Origin of the sequence: Bradyrhizobium sp. HKCCYLS3013, assembly GCF_051167615.1 — a bacterium.
In the GTDB taxonomy this organism is placed as follows: domain Bacteria; phylum Pseudomonadota; class Alphaproteobacteria; order Rhizobiales; family Xanthobacteraceae; genus Bradyrhizobium.
This window is the reverse complement of the sequence record NZ_JBNPTK010000001.1, coordinates 457,491-473,334: the sequence shown is the minus strand read 5'-3', so window position 1 is coordinate 473,334 and position 15,844 is coordinate 457,491. Positions and strand designations below refer to the sequence as shown.

At 65.6% G+C, this 15,844-nt stretch carries 17 protein-coding genes and 1 other RNA gene; 8 read left to right on the top strand and 10 right to left on the bottom strand.

The genetic code is table 11. The features are described from left to right. Positions 1-63: 63 nt before the first annotated feature. The 7 genes from ACQR1F_RS02140 to ACQR1F_RS02110 all read right to left on the bottom strand — a co-directional run bounded on the left by ACQR1F_RS02140 (position 64) and on the right by ACQR1F_RS02110 (position 5,650). Entirely contained in the window at positions 64-576 is a 513-nt protein-coding gene (locus tag ACQR1F_RS02140; protein WP_315805553.1) for a dihydrofolate reductase, read from the bottom strand. Then, positions 573-1,058, bottom strand: coding sequence for a GNAT family N-acetyltransferase (locus tag ACQR1F_RS02135; protein ID WP_315805552.1), 486 nt, complete (start codon positions 1,056-1,058; stop codon positions 573-575). Before ACQR1F_RS02135 ends, ACQR1F_RS02140 begins: the two co-directional genes overlap by 4 nt. 3 nt (positions 1,059-1,061) lie before the next feature. Further along, positions 1,062-1,856, bottom strand: coding sequence for a thymidylate synthase (locus ACQR1F_RS02130; RefSeq protein WP_434912463.1), 795 nt, complete (start codon positions 1,854-1,856; stop codon positions 1,062-1,064). A gap of 269 nt (positions 1,857-2,125) precedes the next feature. Then, positions 2,126-3,640: a tripartite tricarboxylate transporter permease gene (locus ACQR1F_RS02125; RefSeq protein ID WP_434874757.1), complete on the bottom strand. Its 1,515-nt coding sequence runs from the start codon at positions 3,638-3,640 to the stop codon at positions 2,126-2,128. A gap of 7 nt (positions 3,641-3,647) precedes the next feature. Next, positions 3,648-4,427: a tripartite tricarboxylate transporter TctB family protein gene (locus ACQR1F_RS02120; protein WP_315805549.1), complete on the bottom strand. Its 780-nt coding sequence runs from the start codon at positions 4,425-4,427 to the stop codon at positions 3,648-3,650. Positions 4,428-4,523: 96 nt separating this feature from the next. Then, entirely contained in the window at positions 4,524-5,057 is a 534-nt protein-coding gene (locus ACQR1F_RS02115) for a chromate transporter (RefSeq protein WP_315805596.1), read from the bottom strand. Next, complete coding sequence (locus tag ACQR1F_RS02110; RefSeq protein WP_315805595.1) at positions 5,054-5,650, bottom strand: chromate transporter; 597 nt, start codon at positions 5,648-5,650, stop codon at positions 5,054-5,056. Before ACQR1F_RS02110 ends, ACQR1F_RS02115 begins: the two co-directional genes overlap by 4 nt. A gap of 94 nt (positions 5,651-5,744) precedes the next feature. On the opposite strand from ACQR1F_RS02110, the gene ssrA reads away from it, so the two are divergent. The 7 genes from ssrA (at position 5,745) to feoB (ending at position 11,404) form a co-directional block, all read left to right on the top strand. Next, positions 5,745-6,099, top strand: a transfer-messenger RNA (tmRNA) gene (ssrA, locus tag ACQR1F_RS02105). Between the two features lie 261 nt (positions 6,100-6,360). Further along, entirely contained in the window at positions 6,361-6,891 is a 531-nt protein-coding gene (locus ACQR1F_RS02100; protein ID WP_434891147.1) for an SspB family protein, read from the top strand. Positions 6,892-6,987: 96 nt separating this feature from the next. Beyond that, a complete protein-coding gene (gene fumC / locus ACQR1F_RS02095) occupies positions 6,988-8,412 on the top strand; it encodes a class II fumarate hydratase (RefSeq protein WP_434912462.1) in 1,425 nt (474 codons plus the stop codon). Positions 8,413-8,650: 238 nt separating this feature from the next. After that, a complete protein-coding gene (locus ACQR1F_RS02090; protein WP_315805546.1) occupies positions 8,651-8,836 on the top strand; it encodes a DUF4169 family protein in 186 nt (61 codons plus the stop codon). Beyond that, positions 8,836-9,123: a ribbon-helix-helix domain-containing protein gene (locus tag ACQR1F_RS02085; RefSeq protein WP_315713371.1), complete on the top strand. Its 288-nt coding sequence runs from the start codon at positions 8,836-8,838 to the stop codon at positions 9,121-9,123. Before ACQR1F_RS02090 ends, ACQR1F_RS02085 begins: the two co-directional genes overlap by 1 nt. A gap of 107 nt (positions 9,124-9,230) precedes the next feature. Then, the gene (locus ACQR1F_RS02080; RefSeq protein ID WP_315713372.1) at positions 9,231-9,506 is read left to right on the top strand and encodes a FeoA family protein; all 276 of its coding nucleotides are present in this window, start codon (positions 9,231-9,233) and stop codon (positions 9,504-9,506) included. 20 nt (positions 9,507-9,526) lie between these two features. Then, on the top strand, positions 9,527-11,404 hold the full coding sequence (gene feoB / locus ACQR1F_RS02075; RefSeq protein WP_434912461.1) for a ferrous iron transport protein B: 1,878 nt from the start codon (positions 9,527-9,529) through the stop codon (positions 11,402-11,404). 18 nt (positions 11,405-11,422) lie between these two features. On the opposite strand, the gene ACQR1F_RS02070 is transcribed toward feoB, so the two are convergent. Beyond that, positions 11,423-12,211: an NAD(P)H-dependent oxidoreductase gene (locus tag ACQR1F_RS02070; RefSeq protein WP_316239615.1), complete on the bottom strand. Its 789-nt coding sequence runs from the start codon at positions 12,209-12,211 to the stop codon at positions 11,423-11,425. Positions 12,212-12,301: 90 nt separating this feature from the next. On the opposite strand from ACQR1F_RS02070, the gene ACQR1F_RS02065 reads away from it, so the two are divergent. Beyond that, the gene (locus ACQR1F_RS02065) at positions 12,302-13,225 is read left to right on the top strand and encodes a LysR family transcriptional regulator (protein ID WP_315805541.1); all 924 of its coding nucleotides are present in this window, start codon (positions 12,302-12,304) and stop codon (positions 13,223-13,225) included. Between the two features lies 1 nt (position 13,226). On the opposite strand, the gene ACQR1F_RS02060 is transcribed toward ACQR1F_RS02065, so the two are convergent. Beyond that, on the bottom strand, positions 13,227-15,101 hold the full coding sequence (locus ACQR1F_RS02060; RefSeq protein WP_434912460.1) for a bifunctional sugar phosphate isomerase/epimerase/4-hydroxyphenylpyruvate dioxygenase family protein: 1,875 nt from the start codon (positions 15,099-15,101) through the stop codon (positions 13,227-13,229). Further along, positions 15,098-15,835, bottom strand: coding sequence for an ABC transporter ATP-binding protein (locus ACQR1F_RS02055; RefSeq protein WP_316183611.1), 738 nt, complete (start codon positions 15,833-15,835; stop codon positions 15,098-15,100). Before ACQR1F_RS02055 ends, ACQR1F_RS02060 begins: the two co-directional genes overlap by 4 nt. Between the last annotated feature and the right edge of the window lie 9 nt (positions 15,836-15,844).

The following is a 15,844-nucleotide window of genomic DNA, read 5'->3' as shown; positions in this document are numbered from 1 at the left end:
GCGACTTCATCATTAACGGATGGTCTTGGACGGGCCGTCGCGTCGATCCCGCCGGCGAAACGCTCACCGCCGCCGGCGATAGGTGACGTAGGAGAATTCGGCCTGATCGTCAGGCCCCGAGGCATGGCGCTGCCGCGCCACCTCCTCCCATCGGGCCGGGTCGATCGCCGGAAACACGGTATCGCCAGGCGGGCTCGCATGCACCTCGGTGATCTCCAGCCGGTCGGCGATCGGCATCGTTGCAGCAAAGAGCTCGGTGCCTCCGATGACCGCGATCTCCGCGGCTGAACGCCGCAGCGCATCACCACGCGCGATGACGAGCGCTTCATCGACGGTATGGGTCACGATCGCGCCATCAGCGCGAAACTCGGCATTGCGGGTGACGACGATGTTGGTGCGGCCCGGCAGCGGCCGGCGCGGAAACGAGATGAAGGTCTTGCGGCCCATCACGATCGGGCGCCCCATGGTCATCGCCTTGAAGCGCTGCATGTCGCTCTTCTGCCGCCACGGGATCGCACCGGCGGCGCCGATGATGCCGTTGTCGGCGACTGCGACGATCAGCACGATCTCGATCACGGCGCCCTCTCCGCCAGCTGAGCCAGAGCCTCGCCGGTCACCTTGCACAGCGTCCACTCGTCCATGAGCTCGGCGCCGAGCGATTTGTAGAAAGTGATGGAAGGAGCATTCCAGTCGAGCACCGACCATTGCAGCCGCGCCCAGCCCTTTTCGATGCAGGTGCGCGCGAGATGGCCGAGCAAGGCCTGGCCGATGCCGTTGCGGCGAAACGCCGGCCGCACGAACAGGTCTTCGAGATAGATCCCTGGCTTGCCGGCAAACGTCGAGAAGTTGACGAACCAGACCGCGAAGCCCGCCACCGCGCCGTTCCATTCGGCGAGATCGCAGAACAGCGTCGGATGCTCGCAGAACAGCGCGGCGGCGATGTCAGCCTCGCTCGCGCCGACCTCGTGCGAGAGCTTCTCGTAGTCGGCGAGCTCCCGGATCAGCGCGAATACGCTTCCGATGTCGTCAGGCCCGGCGCTACGGATCGAAACCGGCATGCGTCAGACCGCGACCTCGGCCTTGATATGCGGATGCGGATCGTAGCCGGCGAGCGCGAAGTCCTCGTAGTGGAAGCCGAAGATGTCCTTGACGTCCGGATTGAGCGTCATGGTCGGCAGCGGACGGGGCGCACGGGTGAGCTGCAGGCGGGCCTGCTCGATGTGATTGGAATAGAGATGCACGTCGCCGAAGGAGTGCACGAATTCACCGGGCTTCAAATCCGTCACCTGCGCCACCATCATCGTCAGCAGCGCATAGGATGCGATGTTGAAGGGCACGCCGAGAAAGACGTCGGCCGAGCGCTGGTAGAGCTGGCACGACAATTTGCCGTTCACGACATAGAACTGGAACAGGCAGTGGCACGGCGGCAGCGCCATCTTTTCGACGTCGGCCGGGTTCCAGGCCGTCACGATCAGCCGGCGCGAATCCGGATTGCGCCTGATCATGTCGATCACGCCTCCGATCTGGTCGATATGGCCGCCGTCCGGCGTCGGCCACGAGCGCCACTGATAGCCGTAGACGGGGCCGAGATCGCCATTGCCATCGGCCCACTCGTCCCAGATCGTCACGCCGTGATCGTGCAGATACTTGATGTTGGTGTCGCCCTTGAGGAACCACAAGAGCTCATGCACGATCGCCTTCAGCGGCAGCCGCTTGGTGGTCACCAGCGGAAAGCCGGCCGCAAGGTTGAAGCGCATCTGGTGGCCGAACACCGACAGCGTGCCGGTGCCGGTGCGGTCGTGCTTCTTGGCGCCGTCGGACAGGATGCGTTCGAGCAGGTCGTGATACTGGTGCATGGTGCGCGCTGGCGGCCTTTCGCGGAAGGCGGCGAATGTAACGGCAGGGATCGCCCGGCCCTAGCCTCGACTCGGCCCGGTCGCCAATTATACCCCGAAAAATGTCGGCCGCAGCCGCAATTGACAAGGGCGGGACCGCACGTTCCGCCCTCCTCCCGATCCATGGCTGTTCCGTACCAGCTCGCCGGCTTGAGGACCGCGGACCATTTGACGATCTCGCCTTTGACCAGGGTCCCGAGCGCCTCCGGCGTCCGGTCCGCCGACGCTGGTCAGCCTTCGCTTTCCACGAAGACCTCATCGCGCTTGCGGCGCAGCGTCGGCAGCACCGCCAGCACGAGCAGCCCCGCCGCGATCGCGAGCAGCATGGCCGACAGCGGCCGCGTCAGGAACACCGACCAGTCGCCGCGCGAGATCAGCAGCGCCCGGCGCAGGTTCTCCTCCATCAACGGGCCCAGCACCATGCCGAGCAGCAGCGGCGCCGGCTCGAAATCATGCTTGATCAGCCAGTAGCCGACGAGGCCGAACGCGCCCGCCAGGACCACGTCGACCGGCGCGTTGTTCACCGAATAGATGCCGATCGCGCAGAAGATCACGATCGACGGGAACATCAGCCGGTATGGCACGCGCAACAGCCGCACCCAGATGCCGACCAGCGGCAGGTTGATGATGATCAGCATGAGATTGCCGATCCACATCGAGGCGATCATGCCCCAGACCAGATCAGGCTGCTTCTGCATCACCTGGGGGCCCGGCACGATGCCGTGGATGGTCATCGCGCCGACCATCAGCGCCATCACCGCATTCGGCGGAATGCCGAGCGTCAGCAGCGGAATGAAGGAGGTCTGCGCCGCCGCGTTGTTGGCGCTCTCCGGCGCCGCGACGCCCTCGATCGCACCGCGACCGAACCGCGACGGATCTCGCGCGAGTTTCTTCTCCAGCGTATAGGCCGCGAACGAGGCGATCACCGCACCTCCGCCCGGCAGGATGCCGAGGATCGAACCGAGCAGCGTGCCGCGCAGGATCGCCGGCGTGGAGTCTTTCAGATCCTTCCTGGTCGGCATCAGGCCGGTGATCTTCTTCTGCACGAGGTCGCGGTCCATCTCCGCGCCGGCATCGAGATTGCGGATGATCTCGGCGAAGCCGAACACGCCCATCGCGACGGTGGCGAAGCCGAGGCCGTCGGCGAGCTCGGGAATGTTGAAGGCCATGCGCGACACACCGGTCTCGATGTCCGAGCCGACCATCGACAGCAGCAGGCCGAGCACGATCATCGCGATCGCCTTCAGCACCGAGCCCTTCGCCAGCACGACCGCGAAGATCAGGCCCAGCACCATCAGCGAGAAATACTCGGCCGGGCCGAACGCCAGCGCGAGCTTGGTCAACGGCGCGCCGAGGATCGCAATCAGCACGGTGGCAACGCAGCCGGCGAAGAACGAGCCGATCGCGGCGATCGCCAGCGCCGGACCGGCACGGCCCTGCTTCGCCATCTGGAAGCCGTCGAGCGCGGTCACCACCGACGTCGCCTCGCCGGGAATGTTGACCAGGATCGACGTGGTCGAGCCGCCATACTGCGCGCCGTAATAGATACCGGCCAGCATGATCAGCGCGCCGACCGGCGGCAGGCCGAAGGTGATCGGCAGCAACATCGCCACCGTGGCGATGGTCCCGATGCCCGGGAGAACCCCGACCAGCGTGCCGACCAGCGCGCCGATCAGGCACATCAGCAGATTGATTGGCGACAACGCGACGACGAAACCGTGGGCGAGATTTGCAAACAGATCCATCACGCCCTCACTGCAAAAGGAAACGCGGCAACAGCGGCATCGGCAACCCCAGCACGTAGGGGAACAGCAGCGCGCAGCCGCCGGTCAGGCAGATGCCGACGATCAGGGCCTCGCGCCAGCGCGTCTCCGGGCTGCCGATCGCCGCGATCAGGAAGCTTGCAAGCCCCGTGATCAAGAGTCCGAGCGGGCGAATGGAGACGGCGAAGGTCAGGATCGCGAGCGAGACGAACAGCGGTCCGCGCCAGTGATAGGTCGCAAGCTGCGCGCCTTCACTCACGACGCCGATCACGGCCACGGCGGCTCCGAGCCCCAGCAGCAGCAGACCGAACATCCGCGGCGCAGTTCCGGCACCGAACGAGAAGCCGCGCATGCCCTGCAGATCGCTGGAGGCCCACAACGCGAACAGCGCGATCGCCATCAGCACGACGCCGCCGAAATAGTCCTGCGCCGCGCGCGGACGGACCATGAATGTGAACACTGCGACCGCGATCAGCGGATAGGTGTAGATGAGAGCCAGCAGAACATCGGAAGACAGCGAGGTCTTGCCGCTTGCGGCATATTGCTGCGCCAGGCTCGGGATCGCCATCGACAAGGCCGACGCATGGGCCGCAATGACCTGTAGCGGACCGCGTCCGGATAGTGGACCGACAAGACCGGCCAAGGCAATCAGCAGCTCGATGATCTGTGGCGCGAAGGCAAGGACCAGAATGATCGATGCGGCGGTCACGCTGCGGGCGGCCGGCATGCCCGCCGTTTCGCCCGACAATTGGCCCGTGGTCTCGGCCATGCCTCGCCCTCCCCGATCGGCCTTGATGGCCGGCACTGTTTTCGTTCGGCGGCCCGGAGCAAACCGGTCGCGCTTCTGTTTTGCTAGCGGCTTTCCCTAGAGAAGGCCAGCGAAACCAAGGCAGCCGCCTGCGGCGAGCAGCCAGAGCGGATTGAGTCGCGTCATAGATGCAACGAGTGCGGCAAGGACCGTCAGCGCGAACGCCCGCCACGTCTGGTCGGAAGCCTGACCGAGAATCCATGCGCTCGCCGCCATCAAGCCGATCGACAACGGCACCAGCGCCGCCTGCAGCATGGCGGGCCAGCGCGCATCCCGCGCATTCGAGAGCCAACGGCTGACGAAATAGGAGAGCACGGCAGTGGGACCGCACATCGCGATCGTCGCGACCGCCGCACCTGCCACGCCTGCGACCGAATAGCCGATCAGGGTGACGATCAGAACGTTGGGCCCGGGCGACAATTGCGACAGTGCGAACAGGTCGGCGAACTGTTTGTCTGTCATCCAGTGCCGGGCCTCGACTGCAACACGTTGCAGTTCGGGAATCGCCGCCACGGCGCCGCCAACCGCAAACAGCGAGATCAACGCAAAGGTCCAGAACAGCTGGAACAACGGATTGTCGTCCCCGCTCATCGTGCCCACCGCGTCTTGGCATAGGTGACGGCAAGGCTGAGCGGCACGGCCACCAGCAGAACCTCCTGAAGCGGCAGGCGCGCCAGCCCGATCGCCACGAACACGCCAGCGACGACGACAACGCCCGCCACGTCGCTCTTCTTGAGGAGCGGCGAGATCATGCGAAACACCACCGACGCCAGCAGGCCAACGGCCACGCAGGACACGCCTGCAAGCGCCCGTCGCCACGTGTCGGCTTGTCCAAAATGACCGTAAATGGCGCCGAGAGAGGTGATCAGCAGCATCGGGGGTCCGAGCAGGCCGGCAAACGCAGCGATTCCGCCGGCGACACCGCGCAATCGCGCGCCGAACACCACGGAGAAATTCACGATGTTCGGTCCGGGCAGGAAATGACAGAGCGCGAAGGTCGCGTTGAACTCCTCCGCCGTCATCCAGCGATGCTCGTCGACGATCGCACGCCGCGCGAACACCAGCACGCCGCCGAAGCCCGACAGCGACATTTTCGCGAATGCGAAGAAGAGCGTGCGGAGGCTGGGCGGGTGTCTGGCGATGTCGGCCGCGGGAGAGGCAACCTGCGCAACTTCGGGAGGCATGCCGCACTGTAGGAGGACGAAAACCAGGCTGCCAAGGTCGAACCAGAGGTTCCCGGCAGCCGCCCACATTTTTGTCGCGCGCCGCGGCGTTTCGGCCCTGTGCATCCGCCGGCCGGCGGCCTATATAGGGGGTGCCGGCTTGCCGGCTATGGAAATAAATCGCCGTCGAAATAAACCATTCGGACCCGGGGGCGGTACCCGGCGCCTCCACCAAAACCCACCGACAGATGGGTTTTGGCGGGGGCGAAATAGGATCGACGAGGGCGTAAAGGGCGAGCTTTTTCCCGGTATTGTTCCGCCGTTATCGGGCTACTGCAATAGTTGCCAACGACAACTTTGCTCCGGTTGCTCAGGCTGCGTAACGCAGTTTGAAAGACCACCTTAAAGTCCTAACGGGTTAAGCTCCGTTAGGCGGGGTTCGGAGGCACCTGGCAACAGAAGCCTCCACTTTCACCTGCCTCCACGTTAACCGGTTTCCTTCCACGGGCTGTGCCGTCCCCAGTTTTTTGGCGCGGCACCCGTTCATTCCGCCGTTGACCGGACTTCCGCCAGCTTCTACCCGTTCCCATATCTGGCGATCGACCGGCATGGCTGCTGACCTCGGCGCCGATGCCGGGTACGATGTGACTGACGCGAGTCGGGAATGCTGCTGCCTGCCGGGCGCGGCGGCTCGACACGTCGGGCGCAGCCCTCACGACACAGGACCGATCATGGCGACGGATCATATTCGATACGATGTGCTGGCGCGCGACGCGTTGCGCGGGGTGCTGCGCCGGGTGCTGACCGACGCTGCCGCCCACGGGCTCCCGGGCGAGCACCATTTCTTCATCACGTTCATCTCCAAGGCCGAGGGCGTCAAGCTGTCGCCGCGGCTGCTCGCGCAATACCCGGAGGAGATGACGATCATCCTGCAACACCAGTTCTGGGATCTGGTGGTTTCGGAGGACCGGTTCGAGGTCGGCCTGTCGTTCGGCGGCATCCCTGAGCGCCTCGTGGTGCCGTTCCACGCGATCAAGAGCTTCTTCGATCCGTCCGTGCAATTCGGACTGCAGTTCGAGCCGTCGGAGGCGATTGCCGAGACGCCGGCCGCGCCGAAGCTGCCGGCCGCACCGGCGCCATCGGCCATCGCCGGGCCGCTGCCTGCGACGCCGGCCGAGACCAGCGACGACAAGCCGCTCCCGCCGACCTCGCCGGGGGAAGGCGCCGAGGTCGTGCGCCTGGACCGTTTCCGCAAGAAATAGGCCCATTCGCCGCGCGCGGAACGGCGGTTGGACCACTAGATTGAAGCATGCTTGAACCGGTCGACGCCGGTTCACCATCAATCATGGGCATGCTTCATGGCACATTCAGCTGATTCATCATCGCACGGATCGACGCGCACGGAGACCGACAGCTTCGGCCCGATCGAGGTCGCCGCCGACCGCTATTGGGGCGCGCAGACCGAGCGCAGCCGGCAGAATTTCCGCATCGGCCACGACCGCATGCCGATCGGCATCGTGCGCGCGCTCGCGCTGGTGAAGTTGGCCGCGGCCCAGGCCAACCGCGAGCTCGGCCTACTCGAGCCACGCATGGCGGACGCCATCGTCCAGGCGGCGCAGGAGGTCATCGACGGCAAGCTCGACGACCATTTCCCGCTGGTCGTTTGGCAGACCGGCTCGGGCACCCAGAGCAACATGAACCTCAACGAGGTGATCGCCAATCGCGCCAGCGAGCTGCTCGGGGGCGAGCGCGGCACCAAGAAGCCCGTTCATCCGAACGACCACGTCAACATGAGCCAGTCGTCCAACGACTCGTTCCCCACCGCGATGCACATCGCCGCGGCGCGCGCGATCGCGGGCCATCTGGTGCCGGCGCTGTCGGAGCTGCTGGCGGCGCTGCGTGCCAAGCAGGACGCGTTCGCGGACATCGTCAAGATCGGCCGCACCCACACCCAGGACGCCACGCCGCTCACGCTCGGCCAGGAGTTCTCCGGCTACGCCGCGCAGGTCGAGAGCGCGATCGCACGAATCGAGACGGCGGCGCGGGATCTGTTGCCGCTGGCGCAGGGCGGCACCGCCGTGGGCACTGGCCTGAACGCGGATCCGAAGTTCGCGAAGCTGTTCGCCAAGCATGTTGCCGACGCCACCGGCCTGCCCTTCACCGGTGCCGCCAACAAATTCGAGGCGCTTGCGTCCAACGACGCCTATGTTTACGCCCATGGCGCGCTCAATGCGGCGGCCACTGGCCTGTTCAAGATCGCCAACGACATCCGCTTCCTCGGATCAGGCCCCCGCTCCGGATTGGGAGAACTGATCCTGCCGGAGAACGAGCCGGGCTCCTCGATCATGCCGGGCAAGGTGAACCCGACGCAATGCGAAGCGCTCACGATGGTGTGCTGCCAGGTGTTCGGCAATCACACGGCGATCACCATGGCCGGCAGCCAGGGTCATTTCGAACTGAACGTCTACAAACCATTGCTCTCACATTGCATGATGCAGTCCATACAATTACTAGGTGATTCAGCACGTTCATTCAGCGAACATTGCGTGACCGGAATCCAGGCCGACACTGCTCGCATTCGCGAGCTGATGGAGCGCTCGCTGATGCTGGTGACGGCGCTTGCGCCGAAGATCGGCTACGACAACGCCGCCAAAGTCGCGAAATCAGCGCATCAGCGCGGCACCACGCTGAAACAGGAAGCTTTGCGGCTCGGTCTCGTCTCCGAAGAGGAATTCGACCGCCTCGTTCAACCCGAGAGGATGACGAGGCCGGGGCGAGCGTAGCGGTAGTCCCGTAGTACTACGGGGGGTGATGCAATTCTCGCTGTTAACCCCTAAAGGATACTCTCGACTACAAGTTCTGCTGCGTTTGGTGAGTAAACAAATCCAGCTCGCAACGACGCGAATGGCCATCGAACTATCAGGGAGCGATGACGTGATTGTCTGGAGAACGCCTGAGCTCATCCGCGCAATGCGCATGCTCTCGTCGTGATGTTCGATGCCTTAGATGATTGGAGCAAGCATGGGTGACATCATCAACTTGAAGCGTTTCAGAAAGCGCGTGGAGCGCGATCAGGCAGCAAAGGTCGCCGAAGGCAACCGCGCTCGCTTCGGCAGGACGAAGTCCGAACGCGCAACTGACGCCCAACGCGACAAGCGCGCGAACGAATTACTCGATCAACATCGTATCAATGGCGAGGACGCGTGATGAAGTCGCCCGTCGTAAAACGTTCTATCGTGGTCGCAGGTCACAAGACCAGCGTCAGCCTCGAAGAGGCCTTCTGGAACGGCATGAAGGAGATTTCGGGTCTCCGTAACATGACCCTGTCCGAACTGGTCGGGGAGATCGACAACAATCGCCAGCAGGGCAACCTGTCGTCGGCGATCCGGCTGTTCGTGCTCGACCACTTCAAGAGCCGCGCCGCAGCGTCTTCAGGCCTCGAGCCGAAGGCGGCGGTGGACACCCGGCACACGGCAGCCGCTGCCGCTCCTTGAGGCAGATCAGACGGCGGCCCGCCCGGTCTGTTTAAAATCGCTCTAAGATGCCGCGGCATTTAACATGCCGCGCTTGACCTCTTGGCACGCGATTGAAAATACAGGCTATGAGCGAAATCTGCGATACAAGGCCGCCTCAGCCGCTCGGTCTCGCCCGGCGAGGCTATACCGGAACAATCCAGCATCTGGCTGCGGGCGGCGCGAGCTCGTCCCTGCCGGACGTCGAATTGGAGAGCCGGCTGATCGAACTGGGCTTCGTCGAGGGCGCCCGGGTCGAAATCCTGCATGAGGGGATCGTCGGGCGCGATCCGATCGCCGTCCGTGTCGACAACATCACCGTCGCGGTCCGCCGGCGCGAGGCCATGGCCGTCATCGTGGCATAGGCCGCGCGGAAAGCGTTGTCATGGAAAGCCCTCTGCTGCATCTGGCCCTGGTGGGTACGCCCAACAGCGGCAAGACCTCGCTGTTCAACGCGCTGACGGGAAGCCGCCAGAAGGTCGCGAACTATCCCGGGGTCACGGTCGAGCGCAAAGAGGGCGCCTTCGTCACCCCGCAGGGCCGCCAGGTCTCGCTGGTCGACCTGCCCGGCACCTATTCCTTGCGTGGTCGCAGCCCTGACGAGGAAATCACCCGGGATTTCGTGCTGGGACGCGCCACCGGCGAGGTCCTGCCCGATCTGGTGTTGTGCGTTGCCGACTCTACCAACCTCAGGTTGACGATCCGGCTGCTGCTCGAGCTCAAGAGCACCGGCCGGCCGCTGGCGCTCGTGCTCAACATGTTCGACATCGCCAAGCGGCGCGGCGTAACGGTCGACGTCTCCGCGCTGTCGCAGGCGCTGGGCGTGCCGGTGGTGACGTCGATCGCCGTGCGCAAGGGCGGCACCGACGACCTGCTGCGGCTGACCGACGAGCTTCTGGCCCAGGCGGCCGCGGCCACCGGAGAGCGCGCCAACACCTGGCGTCCGCTCACGGTCCCGGAGCTGCGCGCCACTCAGCGCGAGGCCGACCGTATCATCGCGGAGACGGTCAGCCTGCCCGAGCGGCCGGACACCTGGACCGCCCGGATCGATTCGGTCGCGCTGCATCCGGTCGGCGGGCTGCTCATCCTGCTGGCGATCCTGTTCGTGATGTTCCAGGCGGTGTTCGCCTGGGCGCAGCCGCTGATGCAGGTGCTGTCGGCGGCCTTCGATGCGCTCGGCCAGCTCGTTCACGACGAGCTTCCCGAGGGCCTGCTGCAGAGCTTCCTGCAGAACGGCGTGATCTCCGGCGTCGGCAGCGTCATCGTCTTCCTGCCGCAGATCATCATCATCTTCCTGTTCATCCTGCTCCTGGAAGATTTCGGCTACATGGCGCGCGCGGCGTTCCTGATGGACCGCATCATGGGCGGCGCCGGCTTGCATGGCCGCGCATTCATCCCGCTGCTCTCGAGCTTTGCCTGCGCCATTCCCGGCATCATGGCGACGCGCGTGATCGACAACCGCCGCGACCGGCTCACCACGATCCTGATCGCGCCGCTGATGACCTGCTCGGCGCGGATCCCGGTCTATACGCTGATCATCTCGGCCTTCATCCCGCCGACCAAGGTCTGGGGCCTGGTCAACCTGCAGGGCCTGGTGATGTTCGGGCTCTACGCCGCCGGGATCATCAGTGCGCTGCTGGTGTCGTTCCTGGTGAAGTTCTTCCTGATGCGCGACTACCAGCCGGCGCCGTTCATGCTGGAGCTGCCGGACTACAAGATGCCGCGGTTGCGCAGCATCGCGATCGGCGTCTACACCCGCGCCAAGATGTTCCTGCAGCGCGCCGGCACCACGATCTTCGCGATGATGGTGCTGATCTGGTTCCTGGCGTCGTTCCCGCAGCCGCCGGAGGGCGCGACCGAGCCGGCGATCAACTACAGCCTTGCGGCGATGATCGGCCAGGCGATCGCTCCCCTGCTCACGCCGGTCGGCTTCAACTGGCAGATCGCGGTCGCGCTGGTGCCCGGCATGGCCGCCCGCGAGGTCGCCGTCGCTGCGCTCGGCACCGTCTATGCGATCGAGGGCGGCAAGGAGGCGGCTGAGCAGATCGGACAGGTGCTGGCGAGCAAATGGAGCCTCGCCACGGCGCTGGCGCTGCTCGCCTGGTACATCTTCGCCCCGCAATGCGCCTCGACGCTCGCCGTCATCCGCCGCGAAACCGGCAGCTGGCGCTGGATGGCCGTGACCTTCTTCTACATGTTCGCGCTCGCCTATGCGGCGGCGTTCGCGACCTACCACATCGCGGTCGCGATGGGCGCGGGCTGAGCCCGCGCCGCGGCAACGTCATCGCACAGCGTCGACATGCAGCGCGAAGCCGCGCGCGTCGGCATGCCCGAGTTCGGGACGCAGCTGCATCGACGGGATCAGGTAATCGCCGTGGTTCTGCCGCCGGTACGGGATCGGCTGATCCGTGAACAGCGTCCGCATCCGCGCGCGGAGCCGCGCGGCGATGTCCGCGAAGCCCGCCTCATCGAGCCGGTTCACCCGGTGCGCCACGAAGGCCGGCAGTACGTCGAAGCCGGGATAGAACAGGATGCCGTGGTTGATGGGAAACAGGAGGTCGTCGATCGGCCCGTTGATGCCGCGCTCCGAATAGTGCTCCTGCCAGCCGCCGGTGGTCACCACGAGCATCGCGCGCTTGCCGGCGAACACGCCCTCGCCATAGCGGTTGCCCCAGCGCTTGTCGCTGTGCTCGCCGACGCCGTAGGTGAAGCCGTAGGAATAGACCCGGTCGACCCAGCCCTTGAGGATCGCCGGCATCGTGAACCACCACAGCGGAAACTGCAGGATCACCGCGTCGGCCCATAGGAGCTTCTCCTGCTCCGCCCTGACGTCGTCGGTGAGCGAGTGCGTCTTGAACGCCTCGCCGGAGGCCGTGGCGACGTTGAGGCGCACATCGGGCGGCAGTTGCGGAAAGTCGGCGCGGTCGGCGGCCGCCTTCCAGCCCATCGCATAGAGATCCGAGACCCTGACCTGATGACCTTGCGACCGAAGCTCGGCGACAGCGGCGTCGCGCAGGGCGCCGTTCAGCGAGCGGGGTTCGGGGTGGGCGAAGACGAGCAGCACATTCATGGCTTGATCCCTTGGCTGGAACAATCCAGGACATAGACCCGGCCTCGCTCATCCACTATATGACTGCTATCGATAACATTATGCCGTATTATGGATAAGTTGGACGTCAGCATCGTCAACATGCGCAGCTTCGTTCGCGTCGCCGAACGGGGCAACCTGTCGGCCGTCGCGCGTGAGCTTGGGCTGGGTCAGTCCACCATCTCGCGTCATCTCCAGGAGCTTGAAGACGCGATCGGCGTTCCCCTGCTGAGCCGCACCACCCGGCGCGTCACCCTGACCACCGAGGGCAGCCTCTATTATGCCAACTGCGTCCAGATCCTGCGCCTGATCGAGCAGGCCGGCGACGAGGCGCGCGGCACGCGTGGAGCCGCCAGCGGCACGATCCGCATCTCCTGCACGGCCGCGTTCGGCATCCTGCACATCACCCGGCTGGTGTTCGCGTTCCAGGACCGCTATCCGGACATCGCGATCGATCTCAATCTGACCGACGAGCGCATCGATCTGGTGCGCGAGGGCGTCGACATCGCGCTCCGTCTCGCGCCGCTCACTGACAGCTCGATGAAGCTGCGCGCACTCGGCCATTCGCACCGGCTGCTGGTGGCGGCGCCGGGCTATCTGGCAGGACGCGGCACGCCGCGCGTACCGCAGGATCTGCTCGGCCATGACGGCATCCGCATGCCCAATGTCGCCGGCAGCGACGTGCTGGCGCTGATGTCCGGCGACGGCCAGCGCCACGAGGTGCCTTTCAGCGGCCGCTTCCGAACCAATCACGGCCTCGCGGTGCGCGAAGCCGTGCTGGCCGGGCGCGGCATCGCCGCAGCCCATGCCTGGCTGGTCGACGATCTCATCACCGAGGGCAGGCTGACGGTGCTCCTGCCCGACTACAGGCTGCCGTCGGTGCCGCTCAACATGCTGATCGTCCCGGAGCGCGCCGGCATCGCGCGCGTCCGGCTGGTGATCGAAGACCTGGCGGCGGCAATCGTCAGTCTGCCTGGGATTCGGCCGGAGCCCTGATCTACAGCCGCGGCATCGTGTCCGGCCGCACCTCGCGCGCCTGCGCCGCCAGCCGGATCGCGGCGTTGGCGGCGCCGAAGCCCTGGTAGTTGCGGCGCTGCACGATCTCGAAGAAGAAGCGCTCCTCGAAAATGTGGGTGTAGACCTGGAAGAACTCCGCGTCGCCGTCGCGGTCGTACAGGATCTCGTTGGCGCGGAGGGCCGCGATGGTCTCGGGCGCAAGATCGTATTTCGCTTCGAGATCGTCGTAGTAGTTGTCGGGAATGTCGAGGAAGCCGGCGCCGCGGGCGCGCATTTCAGCCACGGCTGCAAAGATGTCGTCGCAGGCGAAGGCGATGTGCTGGACGCCCGAGCCGAAGAACTCGGAGATGAAACGCGACGACAGCGTGCGCGTCGCCGTCGAGCCGTTGAGGATGAAGCGCAGGCTGCGATCGCCGTTGACGATCGCCTGGCTCTGCACGAGGCCTCTGGGATCGGCGATCTCTATCTGCGGCAGCCGCGAGAAGTCGATGATCCCGGCATAGAACAACAGCCAGGACAGCATCTCCTCATGCGGCATCGACTGTGCGATGTGATCGACGGCCAAGAGCCGATCAGTCGTCTTGTCGCCGGCGACCGGTTCGAAGTCGACATCCCAGTGACGGCCGTGGGTATCGAGGAAATACAGCAGGCTGCCGCCGACACCATGGATCGCCGGGATCTCCAGCTCGCCCGGCCCGACCGGCTGGGTGAAGGTGCGCGTCTTCAAGGACTGCGCCCGCGCCATGGCACGGTCCGCACTGTCGACATCCAACGCCAACGCGCAAACGCCGGGACCGTGCGTGATATAGTGCGAATGCGCGAAGCTCGCCGGCTCGCAATTGATCACCAGCTCGATCGCGCCCTGCGACCAGCGCTGCACCGCCTTGCTGCGATGCCGCCCGGTTTTGCGGAAGCCGAGCTGCCCGAACAATGCGGCGAGCGACTCCGCCTTGTCCTCGCTGACCGCGAATTCCACAAAGCCGATGCCGTGGCTCTTCACGCGAGGCGCGAAGCGGGGCTCTGCCGACGCCGCGGGGATTTTTCCGGCGAGGTCATCCTGCAACAGCAGCAGCGAACGCATGCCGTCGAGCGCCGTGCGTGGCGCCGAGCCGGCACGGAACTGATCGTTGAAGATCTCCAGCGACAGCGGCCCGGAATAGCCGGTCGCGGCGACCGCCTCCATGAACTCGCCGACCGGGAGGTCGCCCTGCCCGGGAAAGCTGCGGAAGTGCCGGCTCCAGGACAGCACGTCCAGTTCGAGCTTGGGTGCGTCGGCCAACTGGACCAGGAAGATCTTGTCGGCGGGAATGGCGCGGATCGCATTGGTCGGCAGCGCCGGCGCCAGCGCATGAAAACTGTCGAGGATGACGCCGATCGCCTTGTGATCGGCGCGGCGCACGATCTCCCAGACATCGCGATAGTCGTGCACATGGCGGCCCCAGGCCAGCGCCTCGTAGCCGACGCGCAAGCCGCGCCTCGCGGCGCGCTCGCCGAGCTCGTGGAAATCCGCGGCGGCGCGGTCGATGCCGCCGAGCGCGGCCGGCGACACGCTGCTGCAGATCAGCAGCAGGTCGGTGCCGAGCTCCTGCATCAGGTCGAATTTGCGCTCGGCACGGACGAAGTTGCGCGCGCGCTGCGGCTCCGGCATGCCCTCGAAATCGCGGAACGGCTGATAGGCGCAGATCGAAAGGCCGAGGTCGCGGCACATCTGCCCGATCTCGCGCGGCCGCATCCCGAACGCGACCAGATCGTTCTCGAAGATCTCGACCGTGTCGAAGCCGGCGGCAGCGATCGCCTTGAGCTTCTCGTCGAGCGCGCCAGAGATGGAGACCGTGGCGATCGAGCGCTGGTTCATGCCGCCGTCTCCTCCATCGCGCCGCCCAGGAACAGCTGGCCGATGCGCGGATCGGCCAGCACGCGATCGGCCTTGTCGATGATGCGGGTGCGACCGAGCTCGAGCACGATGCCGTAGTCCGAGATCTCCAGCGCCGAGCGTGCATTCTGCTCGATCAGGAGCACCGAGACGCCGCGGTCGCGCAATTGCTTCAGCATGTCGAAGGTCTGCTGCACCATCAACGGCGACAGCCCGATCGACGGCTCGTCGATCAGCACGAGCTGCGGCTCGAGCAGCAGCCCGCGCGCGATCTCGAGCTGCTTCTGCTCGCCGCCGGACAGCGTCGAGGCCTGCCGGTCCGCCTTCTTGCGCAGCACCGGAAACACGTCGAGCGCCGCCTCGACGCGCGCAGCAAGATCGATCTCACGCGGCGCGGCAACGCCGCCGAGCTCGATATTGTGGCGCACCGACAGCTCGCCGAAGATGTTGCGGCCCTGCGGGATGTAGCAGACGCCCGCGCCGAGCAGCGCGCGCTGGCTGAAGCCGGTGACGTCGCGGCCCTTGAAGATGACCTTGCCTTCGCGCAGCTTCAACAGACCGAAGATCGCCTTGAACACCGTCGACTTGCCGGCACCGTTCGGACCGATCACGGTGGTGATCGATCCCGCCGGCACCGAGAACGTCGTGCCGTTGAGGATCGTCATCTTGCCGTAGCCGCCGACGAGGTTCTGGACGTCGAGAATGGGATCGCTCATCGTCGGCTC

Bases quoted from the DNA above. Each gene is read 5' to 3' on its own strand.
- ACQR1F_RS02135 (WP_315805552.1), bottom strand. From the start codon at position 1,058: ATGCCGGTTTCGATCCGTAGCGCCGGGCCTGACGACATCGGAAGCGTA.
- ACQR1F_RS02130 (WP_434912463.1), bottom strand. From the start codon at position 1,856: ATGCACCAGTATCACGACCTGCTCGAACGCATCCTGTCCGACGGCGCC.
- ACQR1F_RS02125 (WP_434874757.1), bottom strand. From the start codon at position 3,640: ATGGATCTGTTTGCAAATCTCGCCCACGGTTTCGTCGTCGCGTTGTCG.
- ACQR1F_RS02120 (WP_315805549.1), bottom strand. From the start codon at position 4,427: ATGGCCGAGACCACGGGCCAATTGTCGGGCGAAACGGCGGGCATGCCG.
- ACQR1F_RS02115 (WP_315805596.1), bottom strand. From the start codon at position 5,057: ATGAGCGGGGACGACAATCCGTTGTTCCAGCTGTTCTGGACCTTTGCG.
- ACQR1F_RS02110 (WP_315805595.1), bottom strand. From the start codon at position 5,650: ATGCCTCCCGAAGTTGCGCAGGTTGCCTCTCCCGCGGCCGACATCGCC.
- ACQR1F_RS02100 (WP_434891147.1), top strand. From the start codon at position 6,361: ATGGCGACGGATCATATTCGATACGATGTGCTGGCGCGCGACGCGTTG.
- fumC (WP_434912462.1), top strand. From the start codon at position 6,988: ATGGCACATTCAGCTGATTCATCATCGCACGGATCGACGCGCACGGAG.
- ACQR1F_RS02090 (WP_315805546.1), top strand. From the start codon at position 8,651: ATGGGTGACATCATCAACTTGAAGCGTTTCAGAAAGCGCGTGGAGCGC.
- ACQR1F_RS02085 (WP_315713371.1), top strand. From the start codon at position 8,836: ATGAAGTCGCCCGTCGTAAAACGTTCTATCGTGGTCGCAGGTCACAAG.
- ACQR1F_RS02080 (WP_315713372.1), top strand. From the start codon at position 9,231: ATGAGCGAAATCTGCGATACAAGGCCGCCTCAGCCGCTCGGTCTCGCC.
- feoB (WP_434912461.1), top strand. From the start codon at position 9,527: ATGGAAAGCCCTCTGCTGCATCTGGCCCTGGTGGGTACGCCCAACAGC.
- ACQR1F_RS02070 (WP_316239615.1), bottom strand. From the start codon at position 12,211: ATGAATGTGCTGCTCGTCTTCGCCCACCCCGAACCCCGCTCGCTGAAC.
- ACQR1F_RS02065 (WP_315805541.1), top strand. From the start codon at position 12,302: ATGGATAAGTTGGACGTCAGCATCGTCAACATGCGCAGCTTCGTTCGC.
- ACQR1F_RS02060 (WP_434912460.1), bottom strand. From the start codon at position 15,101: ATGAACCAGCGCTCGATCGCCACGGTCTCCATCTCTGGCGCGCTCGAC.
- ACQR1F_RS02055 (WP_316183611.1), bottom strand. From the start codon at position 15,835: ATGAGCGATCCCATTCTCGACGTCCAGAACCTCGTCGGCGGCTACGGC.